The sequence below is a fragment of the Pseudomonas migulae NBRC 103157 genome, assembly GCF_002091715.1.
GTDB classification, from domain to species: Bacteria; Pseudomonadota; Gammaproteobacteria; order Pseudomonadales; family Pseudomonadaceae; genus Aquipseudomonas; species Aquipseudomonas migulae_A.
On record NZ_BDAG01000018.1, the window covers coordinates 103772 to 121489 of the forward strand.

Here is a 17718-nt window from a genome sequence, read left to right on the forward strand (position 1 = left end):
CGCCTACAGGTTTTGCGTTACCCCGATCTCGAGATCCGTAGGAGCCGGCTTGCTGGCGATCGGGACGGCGTGGTGCATCAGACAGACCGCTGCGTCTGGATCGCCAGCAAGCCGGCTCCTACAGGTTTGAGTCAACGCGCTTCATTTGTGTGCGTTCGTAGCGCGGGTAGAGATGACTGACGCTGCGGATCAGTTCGTAGCGGCTCAGGCTGATCGCCGCGAACCGTTCAGGTATGGGGCTGCGGATCATCTCGCCCATTTCGCTGCCATTGGCCGCGCCGTCACGCATCAGCTGATCGAGCCAGCCAAGGTAGTCGCGCATTTGCTCGAAGGGTTTTGTGTCCGTGGCCAGCGGTCCATGGCCGGGCACAATCATTGTCCACGGCAAGCCTTGCAGCGTCGCAATGTCCGCCAGCCACACCGACAACCCCGGACTGTTGGGCGTGGTCAGCGCCCGTTGGTAAAACACCAGATCCCCGGCAAACAGCACGCCGGTTTTCTGGTCGAGAATAGCCAGATCAGCGCCAGTGTGCCCACCCAGGCTCAGCAGGCGCAGATCGTGATTCCCAAAAGTTCGCACGCCCGATGTCAGCGTCTCGGTCGGCAACACCACTTCGGTGCCACGCATCCAGTCACCCACCAGTCGGTACATGTTCTCGGCCATGGCATCGCCCTGTTGCCCAAGCAACTCAATTGTGCCGGCCAACGCGCCGATCGGCACGTCACTGAAGGCTTGATTACCCAGCACATGGTCCGGGTGATGGTGTGTCAGCAACACCTGGATCACCGGTTTGTCGGTGGTCGCGGCGATGGCTTTGCGCATCGCTTCGCCGTAACGCTTCGACGGCCCGGTATCAATCACCACCACACCGCGCTCAGTCACGATGAATGCGGTGTTGACGATGTTGCCACCGTTGCCCTTGGCGAAATTATCGGTGCTGCCTTCCAGTAGCCAGGTGTCTGCAGCGATCTGCCGGGGCTTGAGTGAATAGTCGAGATCGGCCAGCGCAGGAAGGCTCAGGCTCATGAACAACAGCAGCATCCAGTGCATCACGCGCTCCTTTGAGTCAGGGAATGGCCGCATCAAACTGGTTGCCGCTGTTGTCGCGCAGCAACAAGCGCGTCTGCCCTGCCCCTTCGATGTCGAACGCCAGGTTGGGGTTTTCGCTGACAGCGGGAAACAGTTCGAGGCGGGCCAGTAACTGATCGTTGTGATCGCGCAGCTCAGCATGGTTGATGAAAAACTCCGGGATGCCGCCGACCATGCCGTTATCCATCGGATGCGCCACCTGCAAGCGCAAGCGGCTGAATTCGCCGCGGGGATAACGTCCGCCGAGCACCTCGCCGATGTGTTCTTCCCAGCCCGGCTGGGTGCGCACCACACTCGGCGCCGTACAACCACCGCCCGCCGCATCGATCAGGGTCGAGCCGACATGCCACAGCCCATCGCGAGTCAGGACCGCTGCGCGCAGCGGCGTGGCTTGTTCGACACGAATGCGGATCGACAGCCAGGGCAACACCCGCTCCAGCGGCTGGAAATCGACAATCTTCGGCAAAGGATTGAGCTCGGCCCAAGCGAGGATTTTTACCACCTCGCCCTTGAACGCCCGGGCGTCGATTTCCAGCGGCACTTGCCGGGCGTCTTCCGCGAACGACGGCGCCAGCAGCTTGACCCGCTCGTCGAACACGAACGGCGCATCGCCAAGCATCTGCTTGTGATAGAAGGCCCACATGACCGACGGCACCGGGTCTTTACCCGGTTCGATGGCTGCCGCGTGCGCGGCCAAGGGTAGCCAACAGGCCAACAGACAACGCACGCTCCAGTTCATTGTCGATACATCTCTGGCACGTCATACCGCAGGCCGTAACGGGCATAGATGGCTTTCACCGAGCCCTCGCGGATCAAGGTTTCCAGCGCCTCTTCCACGGCATAGGCCAATTGACGATTGCTTTCGTGCACCGCCATGCCGATCTCCCAGAGTTGCTTGCCCATGTTCGGATAGGCGTTTTCAGCCAGCGCAAGCTGCGGGTCCGCCGCCTCGTGAACCTGCCAGTCGATCTCGCCGCGCATCGCCATGACCGCGTCGACTTCACCGGCCTTCATGGCCGCGAACGCCTGGGGCACGCCGGGATAATGGCGGGTTTTGCCGGCGAGCATGCCGTTGAATACCGAGGTCAGGTAGAACGACGGCACGCTGTCGACCTCGACGCCAATCGGGTGGTGCTCGAACACCGCGACACTGCCCACCGACTCCAGCCGACGGCGGTCATAAGCGACTTGCCATTGCTCGTTCTGGTACGGACCGAACATCACCACATGGCCGTTTTCCAGTTCGCCCAGTTCGTTGCGCTTGCGCGCGTAATCCTGGTCATAGGGCACGCGCATCATCAGGTCGGCCAGTTGCAGGTCGTGCAACTGGCTGGCGCGCCAGATGTAGTCGCGCAAGTCGTCGTCGAGCTTCTCGCCGGCGGGCGCCCAGATCAGTTTCAACTGAACGCCAAGGGCTTTGGCAAAGGCCTCGGCCAGTTCGACATCGACGCCACGGGGCTGGCCGGCGTCTTCGAAGCTGTAGGGGGCAAAGTCTTTGTAGACCGCTACCTTCAGCTCCCCGGCAGCGATCATTTCGTCATAGGTACGGACCTGCGCCTGCACCGCCTGGCAGCACAGCAGCACAGCGCTGATCAACACCGTGAGCAGGCGCATGCATTACTCCTCGACGCGGACGCTGTCCAGGTAAGTGCGCACCGCCCACAGGGCTTCCTGACTCAGGTAATCGGCCATCTTCGGCATGTACACCCGGCCGTCCCGCACGGCGCCGTTGCGGACCCGTTCGACGAACCATTCATCACCGGCCTCGCCGACATCGAGCATGCGCAAATCAGGCGCGATGCCGCCGGATTTGGCTTCCAGGCCATGACAGGCCGCGCAGTTCTGGTTGTAGGCCGACGAGCCGATTTCCACGGCTTTGTCGTGCTCGGCTGTCGTACGGTAAGGGTTTACCGCTGCCCAGCCATCGGCATCAACCTGTACGCCGGCGTCCTTGATCGGGGTCAGTCCCTTGGTTTCGACGGCTTGTGGGACCACATTGCCGTGGGCCCAGACCGAACCTGCACTGATAAAGCCGGCCAGCAGTCCGGCAACGAGCAAGGCGTTGCGTTTTGTTGTCATTGTTATGCCCTCAGGATTGCACGCAAAACCTCTTGGCAGAGGCTATGGCAACCATCTTAGGAAGCGTTTCGCGCAAGCCCCATGCTGCTTTGGTGGCCGCCACCCAGTACCTTGGTAGTAGGGCTTGTGGCGCACACCTAAATCAGATGCCGCCTGGGAAATCTTCCCGGCAACAGCGGGACTTTTTCCGTATTCGCCACACCGTCGGACGAACCACCCTGTGCAGGCCAAAACCTCCACTGGGAACTGCAACCATGACAATAAGATCGCTACCCGCCCCTTCCCCTCTGACCCTCGCCGTGAAAGCCTTTTTGCTGGTGAGCAGCCTGTCTCTGAGCGCTGCCGGCCAAGCCGCGACCGAACCTGCCTCGAAGGCGCACAACGTGAGTTGGGAAGACATTGCCAACGATCACCTGACCACCAAGGACGTTCTGCAATATGGCATGGGCACCAACGCCCAGCGCTGGAGCCCGTTGGCCCAGGTCAACGACAAGAACGTGTTCAAACTGACGCCCGCCTGGTCCTATTCGTTCGGCGATGAGAAACAGCGCGGCCAGGAATCCCAGGCCATCGTCAGTGACGGCGTGGTGTACGTCACCGGTTCGTATTCACGGGTATTTGCCCTCGACGCCAAGACCGGCAAACGCCTGTGGACCTACAACCATCGCTTGCCGGACAACATTCGTCCGTGCTGCGATGTGGTCAACCGTGGGGCGGCGATTTATGGCGACAAAATCTACTTCGGCACCCTCGACGCGCGGCTGGTCGCGCTGGACAAGAACACCGGTAAAGTGGTGTGGAACAAGAAGTTCGGCGACCACGCTGCCGGCTACACCATGACCGGTGCCCCGGTGCTGATCAAGGACAAGACCAGCGGCAAGGTGCTGTTGATCCATGGCAGCTCCGGCGATGAATTCGGCGTGGTCGGGCAGCTGTTTGCCCGCGACCCGGACACCGGCGAAGAAGTGTGGATGCGGCCTTTCGTCGAAGGCCACATGGGCCGGTTGAACGGCAAGGACAGCACCCCGACCGGCGATGTCAAGGCCCCGTCCTGGCCAAACGATCCGACCACTGAAACCGGCAAGGTCGAAGCCTGGAGTCACGGTGGCGGCGCCCCTTGGCAGAGCGCCAGTTTCGATCCGGAAACCAACACCATCATCGTCGGCGCCGGCAACCCTGGCCCGTGGAACACCTGGGCACGCACCGCCAAGGATGGTAACCCGCACGATTACGACAGCCTCTACACCTCGGGCCAGGTCGGCGTCGACCCGAGCACCGGCGAGGTGAAATGGTTCTACCAGCACACGCCGAACGATGCCTGGGATTTTTCCGGCAACAACGAGCTGGTGCTGTTCGACTACAAGGACAAGGACGGTAAAACGGTCAAGGCCACCGGCCACGCGGACCGCAACGGTTTCTTCTACGTGGTCGACCGCAACAACGGCAAATTGCAGAACGCCTTCCCCTTCGTCGACAACATCACCTGGGCCAGCCACATCGACCTGAAGACCGGGCGGCCGGTCGAAAATGAAGGCCAGCGCCCGGCGAAACCACTGCCGGGCGAAACCAAAGGCAAACCGGTTGAAGTTTCGCCGCCGTTCCTTGGCGGCAAGAACTGGAACCCGATGGCCTACAGTCAGGACACCGGGCTGTTCTACATTCCAGGCAACCAGTGGAAAGAGGAATACTGGACCGAAGAGGTCAACTACAAAAAAGGCTCGGCTTATCTGGGCATGGGTTTCCGCATCAAGCGTATGTACGACGATCACGTCGGCACCTTGCGCGCGATGAACCCGACCACGGGCAAAGTGGTCTGGGAGCACAAGGAGACGCTGCCGCTGTGGGCCGGCGTGCTGGCGACCAAAGGCAACCTGGTATTCACCGGCACCGGCGACGGTTTCTTCAAGGCCTTCGACGCAAAAACCGGCAAGGAGCTGTGGAAGTTCCAGACCGGCAGCGGCATCGTCTCGCCGCCGATCACCTGGGAACAGGACGGCGAGCAGTACATCGGCGTAACCGTCGGGTATGGCGGCGCGGTGCCGCTGTGGGGTGGCGACATGGCCGAGCTGACCAAACCGGTGGCTCAGGGCGGGTCGTTCTGGGTGTTCAAGATTCCGAGCTGGGATAACCAGACCGCGAAACGCTGATTGCCCCATCGCCAGCAAGCCGGCGCCTACAGATTCACGCGATCTGTAGGAGCCGGCTTGCTGGCGATAGCCCCCTCCCACACGATGAGACTTCCGCCATGAAATACCTGCCCCTGTTGCTATTACTAAGCGCGCTCCCGGCCTATGCCGATGACGGCAACGACGCCCCACTGATCATCAATGGCTGCACCCTCGCCGAGCACAGCCAGTGCCCCGGCGCCAATCTGAATGGCGCCAACTTGCGCAATCAGGACCTGCGCAACATGAACCTCAGCGGCGCCGACCTGCGCAATGCCGATTTGCGTCACGCCCGCCTCGACCTCGCCAATCTGGAAAAAGCCCGGCTGCAAGGCGCTAACCTGACGCGTGCCAGCCTGCAACAAAGCAATCTGCGCCTGGCGGATTTCAGCGGTGCAACGCTGATGGCGATTCAAGGCTGGGGCCTGTTTGCCCAGGGCGCGCAATTCCAGGACGCCAACCTCAGCGCCGCCTACCTGCAGTTTGCCCGTCTCTCCGGGGCCAAACTGCACAACGCCAATCTGCGGGCGGCGGATCTGGAAATGACCTGGTTGAGCAAGGCCGATCTCAAAAGCGCGGATCTCAGCGATGCCAATCTGCAGGAAGCCAAGTTTGGCGAAAGCAACCTGGAGCAGGCGAACCTCAATGGCTCGCGCCAGCATTATGCGAATTTTCAGGATGCGAATATGGAGGGCTGCATCGGTTGCCCGACGACGTGGGATAAATAACACCTCCCCCTGTAGGAGCCGGCTTGCTGCGGGCGGCGTTCCGACGATAGCGGTGTGTCAGTCAACATTTATTCTGACTGACACACCGCTATCGTCGGAACGCCGCCCGCAGCAAGCCGGCTCCTACAGGGGGAATGTGTGAATTCGATTACCCCGCCTTGCGCACGACTCCCATATCGATCCCCAGATGCACCAGCTCGGCGTGGGAGCTGACCTGCAATTTGCTCTTGAGCAACGTCAGGTGATTGGAGACGGTCTTGCTGCTGATGCTCAGCTGCTCGGCAATCAACCGGGCCGGGGTGCCTTTGGCGAGCATCACGAAAATCTCCAGTTCACGTTGGGTCATGCTCTGCAAACGCGGATCGCTGGCGTCCCGTTGCGGGTGACAGACCAGTTGTGTGGCCAGCGGTTGTTCGATGTAGGCGTGGCCGGCGAGGATGCGCCGCACCGCCTCGATCAACACATCCGGCGCCGAGCTTTTGGTCAGGTAGCCCGAGGCGCCCGCGTCCAGTGCCTGACGTACCAACGGCAGTTCGTCGTGCATGCTGAAAAACAGCACGCGCAGTTGCGGCAGACGCTGTCGCAGGCGGCGTGTGGTTTCCAGCCCGCTGATCCCCGGCAGGCCGAAATCCATGATCACCAGATTCGGTACCGCTTCCTGAACCCTGATCAGCGCGTCTTCACCCGTCGCTGCTTCACGCACTTCCATCGCCGGCAGCAACGCGCGCAACAACGTCGCGTAGCCCTGACGGACCACCGCATGGTCATCCACCAGCAGAATATTCATGACGCCTCCAAAGGCATGCTCAAGGCCAGCGCCCAACCGGCGCCAGGGTGACTGATGATGCGTAGCTCGCCGCCCAGACTGCGGGCACGCTCGAACATCGAATACAAACCGACACCCGGCCGCGGTGACTGGTGTGCACCGCAACCGTTGTCACGAATCAGCAAGCGCAACTGCCCGCTGCGATGGTGCAGGCGCACCCGCACCTCGCTGGCACCGGCGTGGCGGGCGACGTTGGTCAAGGCTTCCTGCAACAGGCGGTAGAGATGGGCCTTGTCTGGCGCGGACAACGACGGCAAGTGCGCGCTGACCCGTAAACGGCAATCGATTCCTTGTCGAGCCTGCCATTGTTCCACCAGCAATCCGAGGGCTTCGGCCAGTGGCAGGTGTTGCAACACGACCGGGTAGAGGTCATGAACCAACGCTCTGAAACCTTGTTGAAGGTGTTCGCAGTTGTGTTCCAGCTCACGCACCGTGCGCTCCACGGTGTCAGGTTGATCGGCGACCAATCGCAACAGACAGGCCTGAGCCCGAATCCCCGCGAGGTATTGGCCGAGATCGTCGTGCAGGGTCTGCGCCAGATGAGTGCGTTCCTGCTCCTGCACCGCCAGCAAGGTCTGGGTCAGTTGCGTGTTGTCGGCACGCGCTTGCTCCAGCGCTTCGGTCATGCGGTTGAAATGCGCCGCCAGTTGCCGCGCTTCCGGCAGCCCTTGCGCACGCAATCGCACCTTGAGCTGGCCGCCAGAGACCTGTCGCAACGCGCGCAGCAACTCGTCGAGCAGGCCCATGCCCCGGCGCACGGCCCAGCGGATGGTCAACAGGCTCAACAACAACGCCAGGCCACACAGGCTCAGCAATTGTTGGAGAGAATCCCAGACTTCATCGATTTCATCCCGTGGGTCGATCGCGATCTGCACGCGTCGGCCATCCTGCAAATTAAGTACTCGCGCATGGTGCCGGGCCTCGGCAAACAGCAATCGCCCGAGCCAGGCGTCGAGCCCATCCTGCGTCGGCGATTGTGCCACCTGGTCCGGTTCGAGCCAGCGCACCCGCACGTGACGCAGACTTTGCGTTAGCCGTGGCTGCAGGCTGACGGGATCACGCTCGGCGGTTTCGCTCAAGTATTCGACCACCGCCTCGGCGGATTGCAGCTCACGCTCCACGTCCGCCAGCGCCTGGTGCACCAGCAAGCCCATGCACGCAAAGGTGACCAGGGCGAAAAATCCGCAGACCCAGAGGTTGATCCGCCACAGCGCTGACAAGCCTAGCGCCCCGGTGTCGCGGGCAAGACCGGCAGCAACGCGGGCCGCGGGCCGTGGAGTTTATCGACGCCGATCAGGCTCAAGATCAGCAGCAACGGCAGGAGCAGCGCTTTGAGAATACGCATGGTCGATCTCCTCCAGAGTGATGGCCGTTGTTGCCCATGCTAAAACCGCGCCGCCCTCGGCGAGTTACTACCTTGGTACTGCCTCACTGGTACTTTCTGCATATTTCCTTCTGCCTCGCAGGCTTCCTATGCTGGCGCTACCTGTAATGGAGTGCCTTATGCGCCAGCTTGCCCCTTACGCCCTGATCTACCTGCTGGCGATTGCCTGCGCCGCCGGGCTGGCGACCCAGAGTCAGGCGGCCGACGCGCCCTTGCAGGTGCAGATCGGCTACCTGGGTTATCGCCCTGATCCGGGACCGCTACTGTCCAACGTCATTCCCGAGCCGGTCGATGCCGGAGAGCGTGGCGCCGAACTGGCGATCACCGACAGCAACAGCACCGGGCGTTTTCTCAATCACAGTTACAGCCTGACCAGCGTCAATGCCGACAGCCCGCAGGCCTTGCTTGAGGCGGCCAAGGCTCAACACGCGCAGGGTCTGCGCCTGTTTGTGGTGAACGCGCCAGTGGCCAGCCTGCGCCAACTCAGCGCCGCCCTGCACGACAGCTTGCTGTTCAACGCTGGCAGCGCGGATGACAGCCTGCGAACCACCGACTGCTTGCCGAACGTGCTGCACACGCTGCCGAGCCGGGCGATGCTGGCCGATGCGCTGGCGCAATTTCTGGTGGTGCGCAAATGGCAACGGGCACTGCTGATCGTCGGCCCGACCGCTGACGATCAAGCCTATGCCGCCGCCCTGCGCCGCGCGGCGAAACGCTTCGGTGTGCAACTGGTCGCGGAAAAGGCCTGGAGTTTCGATAACGACCAACGCCGCAGCGCTCAGGCCGACATGCCGCTGTTCACCCAGACCGCCGAGTACGACGTGGTGCTGGTGGCCGATGAACGCGGTGACTTCGGCGAATACGTGCCCTACCAGACCTGGTATCCGCGCCCGGTGGCCGGCACTCAAGGCCTGACCCCGGTGGGTTGGCACAAGACCGTGGAAACCTACGGCGCCGCACAATTGCAAAAGCGCTTCGAAGCCATGGCCGGGCGCTGGATGAACGACCGCGACTTTGCCGCGTGGATGGCCGTGCGCAGCATCGCCAGTGCAGTGAGCAAACTGCGTCAGGCCGATCCGATGGCGATCCGCACGCTGGAAATCAGCGATCAATTGCCACTCGACGGCTTCAAGGGTCGCAAGCTCAGTTATCGCCCTTGGAACGGCCAGTTGCGGCAACCGATCCCCATCGTCCAGCCACGGGCGCTGGTCAGTACCTCGCCGCAGGACGGCTTTCTGCACCCTTTCAATGAAATGGACAGCCTCGGTTACGACAAGCCCGAGGTCAGCTGCCGCTTTCCCTGATAGAGCCACCACAACAATAAGGAATCTGCCATGCGCCGCACCCTGCTTTCATGCGCCCTGCTGCTCGCTGCCGGGCACGCCGCGGCCAGCACCGCCTGGGTCTCGAACGAGAAAGACAACAGCCTCAGCCTGATCGACATGCAGACCTTGCAAGTCACCGATACCCTGCCCGTCGGCCAGCGTCCGCGCGGTCTGTTGCTGTCCCACGACAACAAGCTGCTGTACATCTGCGCCAGCGATTCGGACCGGGTGCAGGTGATGGACGTGGCCACGCGCAAGATCATCAAGGAACTGCCTTCGGGCAAGGACCCCGAGCAATTCGCCCTGCACCCGAACAATCGCTGGCTCTACGTTTCCAACGAGGACGATGCGCTGGTGACGGTGATCGACACCGAAACCTCCAAGGTGCTGAGCCAGATCAACGTCGGCGTCGAACCCGAAGGCATGGCCGTCAGCCCGGACGGCAAATGGGCGGTGAACACCAGCGAAACCACCAACATGCTGCACTGGATCGACACCAGCACCCAGACCCTGGCCGACAGTACGCTGGTGGACCAGCGTCCGCGTTTCGTCGAGTTCGCGCCCGATGGTTCCAAGCTCTGGGCCTCGGCGGAAATCGGCGGCACGGTGACCATTCTCGACGTCGCGACCCGCCAGGTGCTCAAGACCCTGACCTTCCAGATCAAAGGCGTACACCCGGACAAGGTTCAGCCGGTCGGCATCAAACTCAGCGCCGACGGCAAGTACGGTTTCGTCGCGCTCGGCCCGGCCAATCATGTGGCAGTGATCGATGCCCGGACCTTCGAGATCCTCGACTACCTGCTGGTCGGCCGACGCGTCTGGCAGATGGCGTTTACCCCGGATCAGAAGCAATTGCTGGCAACCAATGGTGTCAGCGGCGACGTGTCGGTGATCGATGTCGACAGCCTCAAGGTCAGCAAATCGGTGAAGGTCGGGCGCTATCCGTGGGGCGTGGTGGTGACGCCATGAACGCACTGGAAGTCAACGACCTGAGCTTTACCTATGGCGCGCGGGAGGCGTTGCACCAGGTGAGTTTCAGCCTGGAGCCGGGGCGTTTTGCGGCACTTCTGGGGCCCAACGGTGCAGGAAAATCGACCCTGATCGCGCTGCTCACCCGGCTCTACGATTTGCAGCGTGGCGACATCCGCGTCGGCGGCTGTTCACTGCGTAATGCGCCGCGCCCGGCGCTGCGGCAATTGGGTGTGGTGTTCCAGCAAAGTACCCTGGACCTGGACCTCAGCGTCGAGCAGAACCTGCGCTATCACGCTGCGCTGCATGGGATGTCGCGGCGCCAGACCGGCTTGCGGGTCGACGCCGAACTGGAACGGCAAACGCTGACCGAACGCCGGCGCGAGCGGGTGCGCGAATTGAATGGCGGGCATCGTCGCCGGGTGGAAATCGCCCGCGCGCTGCTGCATGAGCCACGCCTGCTGCTGCTCGACGAGGCGAGCGTCGGCCTCGATCCGGCCAGTCGCCTGGCACTCAATCAACACATCCGCCATTTGTGCCGCGAGCAACACATCAGCGTGCTCTGGACCACCCACTTGCTGGATGAAGTGCAGCCCAGCGATGATTTGCTGATCCTTCATCAAGGGCATCTGGTGGCCAGCGGACAAGCCGACGCCCTGAGCCTGGAACACGGCGGCGACCTCGGTTGCGCCTTCGCCCGCCTGACGACCTCTGGAGCCGCCCGATGAATGCTTACTGGCAATGTTTCAGCGGCATCGTGCTGCGCGAATGGCTGCGATTTGTGTTGCAGCGCACGCGGTTTCTCAGTGCGCTTGTCCGGCCGTTGCTGTGGCTACTGGTGTTCGCCGCCGGTTTTCGCGCGGCCCTGGGCATCGCCATTATCGAGCCCTACGACACGTACATTCCGTATGAGGTCTACATCATCCCAGGCCTGGCCTGCATGATCCTGCTGTTCAATGGCATGCAGGGTTCATTGTCGATGGTCTACGACCGGGAAATGGGCAGCATGCGCGTGCTGCTGACCAGTCCCCTGCCCCGGACCTTTCTGCTGTGCAGCAAATTGCTGGCAACGTCGTTGATTTCGCTGTTGCAGGTGTATGCCTTTCTGGCGATTGCCTGGGTGTACGGCGTGCAACCCCCGGCCATGGGGCTGTTGATCGCCTTGCCGGCGTTGTTGCTGGTGGCGTTGATGCTCAGCGCGCTGGGCCTGTTGCTGTCGAATGCCATCCGTCAGCTGGAAAACTTTGCCGGGGTGATGAATTTCGTGATTTTCCCGCTGTTTTTCCTGTCGTCGGCGCTGTATCCGCTGTGGAAGATGCGTGAGTCCAGCGAGTGGTTGTACTGGTTGTGCGCGTTGAACCCGTTTACCCATGCAGTGGAGCTGGTGCGGTTTGCGCTGTATGAACGCTTCAATCCGTTGGCGCTGGCGGTGTGCGTCGGGCTGACATTGCTGTTTGCCCTGCTCGCCGTGCTCACCTTCAACCCGCAACACGCTGCCCTGCGCAAAGCCAACTGACACCAAAACCCTCTGTAGAAGCCGGCTTGCGGGCGATCCAGACAATGCGGTGTATCTGTCACACCGCCATCGCCAGCAAGCCGGCTCCTACAGGGAATTAGTGTTGAACAGGGGGTGAAATTACTACTTTAGTACTGGTTTTCCTGTCTATCGTCGCATTCCCAACGCACCGAGACTGGCATGTAATGGGTTCATAACGATAAGGATCGAACCCATGCCGCGTGCCCGACGTCGTCTGCTACGCCCTTCTCTCGCCGCGCTGTCGCTGAGCCTGCTGCTGGGCGTCGCACACGCTGACACACCGCTGTTCTCCGCCGAAGGCTATCGCATCGGCCTCTACCGCAGCCCTACCCCGAATCAAGTGCAAGGCGCGTCCATCATCGATACGCCTGCCTTGCAAACCCTGCTCACCCAGACACCCCGTCCGGTGCTGATCGACGTCTATCGCCGTCAATGGCTGCAAGGTCGCTTCATCGAAGACCAGCCCCATGAGAACCTGCCCGGCAGCCATTGGCTGGCCAATACCGGCGATGGCGACCTGACGCCCGACTGGCAGGACTATTTTGCGCGGAACCTGAACACATTGACCGCGGGCGATCTGACGCAACCGCTGGTCTTCTACTGCCGCTCCGATTGCTGGTTGAGCTGGAACGCGGTCAAACGCGCCGCCGCCATGGGCTATAAGACTCTGTATTGGTATCGCGACGGCCTGGATGCCTGGCAAGCGGCGAACCTGCCCGTGACGCCCGCCCGGCCCGAGCCCTTCCCCTGACCTTTACGCGTGCGTGTTGTTGCCACACCATAATCAAAATAATGAGGTGAAAGGCTATGTACAAAATTCTGATTGCCGACGATCACCCGCTGTTCCGCGAGGCTATTCATAACGTCATCAGCGACGGTTTCCCGGGCAGCGAGGTCATGGAAACCGCCGACCTCGACAGTGCCCTGGCGCTGACTCAGGACCATGACGACCTGGACCTGATCCTGCTCGACCTGAACATGCCGGGAATGCACGGCCTCAATGGCTTGATCAACCTGCGCAACGAGGCACCGACCATTCCGGTGGTGATCGTCTCCGCCGAGCAGGACAAGCAGATCGTGCTGCAAGCCATCACCTATGGCGCGGTGGGTTTCATCACCAAGTCCTCGCCACGAGTGCAGATGACCGAGGCGATCCAGCAGATTCTCAATGGCAACGTCTACCTGCCGCCGGACATCATCCGCACACAGAAAAGCGGCACCCACCGCCGGATGAACGACACCCCGAGCTTCCCGCCGGAACTGCTCCAGGCCCTGACCCGCAAGCAGTTGCTGGTGCTGGAGCGCATGACCAAAGGCGAGTCGAACAAACAGATCGCCTACACCCTGGAAATCGCTGAAACCACGGTCAAGGCCCATGTTTCGGCGATTTTGCGCAAACTCAATGTGCACAATCGGGTGCAGGCGATCCTGAGTGCCGGGGATATTGATTTCGGGTCTTATCTGCGGCGTTGAGTTCACAGGCAACCGGAAGGCCGAGTTGGCCCATTCGCGAGCAAGCCCGCTCCCACATTTAATCTCGGATGCTCACAGAATGTGTGTTCACTGGAGATCCAATGTGGGAGCGGGCTTGCTCGCGAAGAGGCCAGCACAAACACCAAAAGCCTCAAGGCCTGCCGAGCAGGTGACTCATCGCCGTCTTCAGCTTCATCGGCCGCACCGGCTTATGCATCAAGGTGTGCCCCAACTCTCGAATCTGCAATTTGAGCTCATTGCTGTAATTGGCGGTGATCATCATCGCCGGAATGGCTGAGCCGCGCCGGGCGTTGATCCGGGCCACCGCATCCACACCATTCTGCTCGTCATCCAGGTGATAGTCGGCGATCAGCAAGTCCGCTTCTTCATGGTAATTGTCCACCTGCCGCGCCAGGTCCTGCTCCGACAGTGCCGTCACCACCAGACAGCCCCACCCTTCGAGCAATGTACGCATGCCGGCACAAATCGCCGCGTCGTTGTCCAGCACCCACACCCGCGCGCCGCGCAGGCGCTCGAGCATCGGCTCACTCATCAGCAGGCTCGGCAGTGCCTTGGGGGCCGTAGCGCTCAGCGGTACTTCGACGGAAAACATCGAGCCCTTGCCCGGCCACGAACGCACGTGAATGCGGTGCCCGAGAATCCCGGCTATTTTCTCGACAATCGCCAACCCGAGGCCCAAGCCGCGGTCCTGGTCCGGACGCTGCACATCGCCGCGCTTGAACTCCTGGAAAATCTCTTCCAGACGGTTGTCCGCGATGCCCATGCCGCTGTCCCAGACCTCGATCGACAGGCGTTGATGATGACGCCGGCAACCGAGCACCACCCGGCCGCTGTAGGTGTAGCGAATCGCGTTGCTCAACAGGTTCCGCAGGATCCGCGCGAGCAATTGAATGTCGCTGCGCACCAGCGCCGAACACGGGATGAAATGCAGCTCAAGCCCTTCACTGCGGGCCACTTGGGTGTATTCGGCCGCGAGGTTCTCCAGCAATTCGCTCAAGGCGAACGGCGCAATGTCGGCCTTGATTACCCCGGCATCGAGTTTGGAAATATCCACCAGGGTGCCCAACAGATTCTCCACGTCTTCCAGGGAATTACTGACGTTACGCACCAGAATCTCGTTGGCCATCGGTTCCCGGCGTTCGAGCAAGGCACTGGTAAACAGTCGCGCGGCATTCAGTGGCTGCAACAAGTCATGGCTGACGGCGGCGAGGAATTTGGTTTTCGACAGGTTGGCCTGTTCGGCTTCGAGCTTGGCTTCACGCAGGCGTGATTCCACGCGCCGGCGTTCGTCGATCTCGCGCAGCAGCTGCTCATTGAGGGTGGTCAGCTCCGCCGTACGTTCACGCACCCGCAGTTCAAGGTTTTGATACGCCTGGTGCAGCGCCTCGGCGGTGCGACGGCGCTCGGTGATGTCGCGGATCAATACGAAAATCCCCACCACCTCCCCGGTCACCAGCCGATTCGGCACATAGGAACGCAGCATGTAGCGTTCCTGGTTATTGATGTTGGTTTCGGCAAATTCGAACGTCACGCTTTCACCGGCCAATGCCCGGGCCACGTAGGCTTCCAGCCGCTGATAATGTTGCTCGCTGTGCACCTCGCGCAGGCTCTGCCCGAGCATGACGCCGCGCGGCCAGCAGTACCATTCTTCATAAACCTTGTTGGTGAACTCGTAGACCAGATCGGCATTGAGGTAGGCGATCAGCGCCGGTACGTGGTCGGTGATCAGGCGAATCCAGCGCTCGCTTTCGCTCAGCGCTTCGGCGTGCTGGTAGCGTTCGGTGATGTCGGTGAAGGTGTTGACGAAGCCGCCGGTGGGCAACGGATGCGTACGGATTTCCAGGACCCGGCCATCGTAAAGACGCTGCTCGCATTCCTGGACGGTGCGTCCATTGCTGTCGCGGCTGGCGGGGGTCAGCAGGTTCAACTCGCTGTCGGCGATCACTTCAGCGAACGGCCGGTGCGCCGCCACGGGCGCGAGGCCGCTGAGCTCGAGAAAACGCCGATTCCACAATTCCAGAATGCCTTCGGCGTTGACCATCGCCACGCCCTGGGACAGGTTGTCGACCGCCCGTTGCAGCAAATGGGATTTCTGCGCCACCGCTTGCTCGCGGCGCACGGTTTCACTGAGTTTGACGTCGGTAATGTCGGTGAACAGGATCACCCGCCCACCCTCTTGCGTCGGCCGTTCACTGACTTGCAGCCAGCGACCGTTCTGCAGGCGAAACAACAGGTTTTCGTCGGCCTGACCGCGCGGTTCCTCGGTAAACAGTCCGGTGGCGATCATCAGTCGCTTGACTTCCCCCAGGCGCATGCCGGCGTTGATCCGCACCCGACTGTTGCCCCAGAACGCCTTGAAGCGGCTGTTGAACAACACGATTCGCTGGTCGGCATCGAACAGTACAAACGCGTCGGAAATACTCTCGATGGCGTCGATCAAGTGTTGATGCGCGGTTTCTGCACGCAAGCGCGCTTCGCTGAGCAAATGATTGCCCGACTTGAGTTCGGCCATGGCCTGGTTCAGGGCGTCGGTGCGCTCACGCACCTGCTCGGCCAGTACCACCGAATGCTGGAACGCCGCGTACGGGTCGTTGCCGCGGGTGATACCGGATTCGATCCGTTCGATCAGCGCGCCATTGATGCGCTGCAGTTTCTGGTTTTCGTGCCGCAGGCTGGCGACTTGCGCCTGAAGCTCAACGATGTCCAGGGGACCGGCCTCGGGCAATGGCAACCCCGGTGAAGGTCTGGTTGATGTGCATGCCATTGAACTGTTCTCCGTAGGTGTTGAAACCCGTCACCCGCTGGTCACGCAAAAACGTACCGATCTGCTCCAGGCTGCCGCCGTCTTCCAGTTCCAGACGCCGGAGAAAACAATCGCAGCCGATGGTCAGCAACAGCTCTCCGAGGCGTTCCTGCAAACCCTCGAACAGGTTCTGCAGGTTCGGCAGCATCGGGCCGGGCGTCATGACCGTGAGGACGATGCCGTTTTCCACCGCGCAATAGAAACTCAGGCTCAGGTCCGGATGAACCTGCTGGATCGCCCGTACGTAGTACTGATCGTTGATCCGCACCGCCAGCGGGTGTGCGGCGAAGACCCGGTGATCGAGCTCGGCCACGGGCACGCCAATGTGCCGGGCGTACTCCTCGGCGGCGGGTTCGGCATTCAGCTCGAAAACCCGGCGCGAAGCGCTGTCGGCCCCGGTAACCACCAGTTTTTCCGCCCGCGGCAGGATGTGGTGGGTCGTGAAGACTTCGAAATCCAGCCAGGTGTTGACCAGCACCACCACCGCCGCGCCACTGTGGAACTCGCCATTGAAATAGACGTGGGTATGGGTCAGGTAATTGTCGTCGCCGGCCGAACCGCCGAAATGCGGGATGTCGCCCAACGCCGCGCTCAGCGCTGCGAGGACCATTTCTTCACGGCTGGACAAACCATCAAGCAGGGTCAGGGCAAAGCTGTTGCCCTTGATCGGCGCCAGGGTGTTGCTGCGACAGCCACTGACCAGCCGCTCGACCATTTGCTGGGCGTCGATCAGGCTGAAGTGCTCCATCTCATCGATCAGTTCGGCGTCGATGGAAAAATGTCGATGGTCGAAACCCACTGCCGTCACGCAGTTGCGACCGTAGCCCAACGGGGTGATTTCACCGGCGCTGGTACAGCCGACCAGGCGAATACCGCCAAAGCTTTGTTGCAAGGCCTGCCCCAGCGCCTGCAAGTCGTACTCGGCAGAACAGAAAAACAACACGAACCCCAAATGTGGATGCAATAGCTGCCGCGCCAGTTCCTGAGCCACCTGTTCGGCATCGGTCGACTGGGACATTGCAGTGACGACACCTTCGCTCTGAACCTGCTGCATCGTCGCCTCCCGCAGGTGCGCATGTATGAGGTTGGAGTGTACGAAGGCTATGGGCGGCTACGTATGCTACTTGGGTAGCGATCAGGCGGTCCGATGGGATGAGATCTGGCAGACACCGCATTCTGTGTAGGAGCCGGCTTGATCTGGTCAAGTAATCCCGGACACCAGTTACGGTGTTTATGCCGCTTTTAGCTCCATAGCTATTGGCGACAGGTAGTTGTTGTAGCTGTGGAGCCTGGTGCGGTTGTAGTACATGAAGAAACA

17 protein-coding genes are annotated in these 17718 nt (G+C 61.4%); 8 read left to right on the plus strand and 9 right to left on the minus strand.

Features of this window, described 5'->3' with window-relative positions; genetic code table 11:
* Positions 1 to 118: 118 nt before the first annotated feature.
* From PMI01S_RS15705 to pedF, 4 genes are read right to left on the minus strand one after another with little or no spacing between them, the layout of a single operon-like run.
* Entirely contained in the window at positions 119 to 1051 is a 933-nt protein-coding gene (locus PMI01S_RS15705) for a quinoprotein relay system zinc metallohydrolase 1 (RefSeq protein WP_084320898.1), read from the minus strand.
* 16 nt (positions 1052 to 1067) lie between these two features.
* Entirely contained in the window at positions 1068 to 1829 is a 762-nt protein-coding gene (locus tag PMI01S_RS15710; RefSeq protein WP_084320899.1) for a quinoprotein dehydrogenase-associated SoxYZ-like carrier, read from the minus strand.
* Positions 1826 to 2704 carry a substrate-binding periplasmic protein gene (locus PMI01S_RS15715; RefSeq protein WP_084320900.1) on the minus strand — a complete coding sequence of 293 codons (879 nt, stop codon included), beginning with the start codon at positions 2702 to 2704 and terminating at the stop codon, positions 1826 to 1828. The genes PMI01S_RS15710 and PMI01S_RS15715 overlap by 4 nt, the downstream gene beginning before the upstream one ends.
* A 3-nt stretch (positions 2705 to 2707) precedes the next feature.
* Entirely contained in the window at positions 2708 to 3169 is a 462-nt protein-coding gene (gene pedF / locus PMI01S_RS15720) for a cytochrome c-550 PedF (RefSeq protein WP_084320901.1), read from the minus strand.
* Between the two features lie 254 nt (positions 3170 to 3423).
* Here pedF and exaA point away from each other — a divergent pair, with 254 nt between their 5' ends.
* A complete protein-coding gene (exaA, locus tag PMI01S_RS15725; RefSeq protein WP_084320902.1) occupies positions 3424 to 5316 on the plus strand; it encodes a quinoprotein ethanol dehydrogenase in 1893 nt (630 codons plus the stop codon).
* Positions 5317 to 5414: 98 nt separating this feature from the next.
* Positions 5415 to 6062, plus strand: coding sequence for a pentapeptide repeat-containing protein (locus PMI01S_RS15730; protein ID WP_084320903.1), 648 nt, complete (start codon positions 5415 to 5417; stop codon positions 6060 to 6062).
* 148 nt (positions 6063 to 6210) lie between these two features.
* Here the strand turns inward: PMI01S_RS15730 and PMI01S_RS15735 are convergent, their stop codons facing one another.
* The 3 genes from PMI01S_RS15735 to PMI01S_RS32025 are packed head-to-tail and all read right to left on the minus strand — an operon-like array spanning position 6211 to position 8233.
* Positions 6211 to 6849: a response regulator gene (locus PMI01S_RS15735; RefSeq protein ID WP_084320904.1), complete on the minus strand. Its 639-nt coding sequence runs from the start codon at positions 6847 to 6849 to the stop codon at positions 6211 to 6213.
* On the minus strand, positions 6846 to 8108 hold the full coding sequence (locus PMI01S_RS15740) for a HAMP domain-containing sensor histidine kinase (RefSeq protein WP_084320905.1): 1263 nt from the start codon (positions 8106 to 8108) through the stop codon (positions 6846 to 6848). Before PMI01S_RS15740 ends, PMI01S_RS15735 begins: the two co-directional genes overlap by 4 nt.
* Positions 8109 to 8110: 2 nt before the next feature.
* Positions 8111 to 8233, minus strand: a complete 123-nt coding sequence (locus tag PMI01S_RS32025; protein ID WP_255326110.1) for a hypothetical protein — start codon at positions 8231 to 8233, stop codon at positions 8111 to 8113.
* Positions 8234 to 8391: 158 nt separating this feature from the next.
* On the opposite strand from PMI01S_RS32025, the gene PMI01S_RS15745 reads away from it, so the two are divergent.
* The 6 genes from PMI01S_RS15745 (at position 8392) to PMI01S_RS15770 (ending at position 13576) form a co-directional block, all read left to right on the plus strand.
* Positions 8392 to 9576 carry a lanthanide ABC transporter ABC transporter substrate-binding protein PedA1 gene (locus tag PMI01S_RS15745; protein WP_084320906.1) on the plus strand — a complete coding sequence of 395 codons (1185 nt, stop codon included), beginning with the start codon at positions 8392 to 8394 and terminating at the stop codon, positions 9574 to 9576.
* Between the two features lie 30 nt (positions 9577 to 9606).
* Positions 9607 to 10566 carry a YVTN family beta-propeller repeat protein gene (locus tag PMI01S_RS15750; RefSeq protein WP_084320907.1) on the plus strand — a complete coding sequence of 320 codons (960 nt, stop codon included), beginning with the start codon at positions 9607 to 9609 and terminating at the stop codon, positions 10564 to 10566.
* Positions 10563 to 11294 carry a lanthanide ABC transporter ATP-binding protein PedB/LutE gene (locus PMI01S_RS15755; RefSeq protein ID WP_084320908.1) on the plus strand — a complete coding sequence of 244 codons (732 nt, stop codon included), beginning with the start codon at positions 10563 to 10565 and terminating at the stop codon, positions 11292 to 11294. The genes PMI01S_RS15750 and PMI01S_RS15755 overlap by 4 nt, the downstream gene beginning before the upstream one ends.
* The gene (locus tag PMI01S_RS15760) at positions 11291 to 12082 is read left to right on the plus strand and encodes a lanthanide ABC transporter permease protein PedC (protein WP_084320909.1); all 792 of its coding nucleotides are present in this window, start codon (positions 11291 to 11293) and stop codon (positions 12080 to 12082) included. Before PMI01S_RS15755 ends, PMI01S_RS15760 begins: the two co-directional genes overlap by 4 nt.
* 214 nt (positions 12083 to 12296) lie before the next feature.
* Positions 12297 to 12854 (plus strand): PQQ-dependent catabolism-associated CXXCW motif protein, encoded by a 558-nt coding sequence (locus PMI01S_RS15765; protein WP_084320910.1) that lies wholly within the window; start codon positions 12297 to 12299, stop codon positions 12852 to 12854.
* 56 nt (positions 12855 to 12910) lie between these two features.
* Entirely contained in the window at positions 12911 to 13576 is a 666-nt protein-coding gene (locus tag PMI01S_RS15770) for a response regulator transcription factor (protein WP_084320911.1), read from the plus strand.
* Between the two features lie 151 nt (positions 13577 to 13727).
* On the opposite strand, the gene nahK is transcribed toward PMI01S_RS15770, so the two are convergent.
* Together nahK and nosP are read right to left on the minus strand one after the other, a co-directional pair.
* Positions 13728 to 16322: a hybrid sensor histidine kinase/response regulator NahK/ErcS' gene (gene nahK / locus PMI01S_RS15775; RefSeq protein ID WP_084320912.1), complete on the minus strand. Its 2595-nt coding sequence runs from the start codon at positions 16320 to 16322 to the stop codon at positions 13728 to 13730.
* Positions 16291 to 17454 (minus strand): nitric oxide-sensing protein NosP, encoded by a 1164-nt coding sequence (nosP, locus tag PMI01S_RS15780; protein WP_084320913.1) that lies wholly within the window; start codon positions 17452 to 17454, stop codon positions 16291 to 16293. Before nosP ends, nahK begins: the two co-directional genes overlap by 32 nt.
* Positions 17455 to 17718 lie beyond the last annotated feature (264 nt).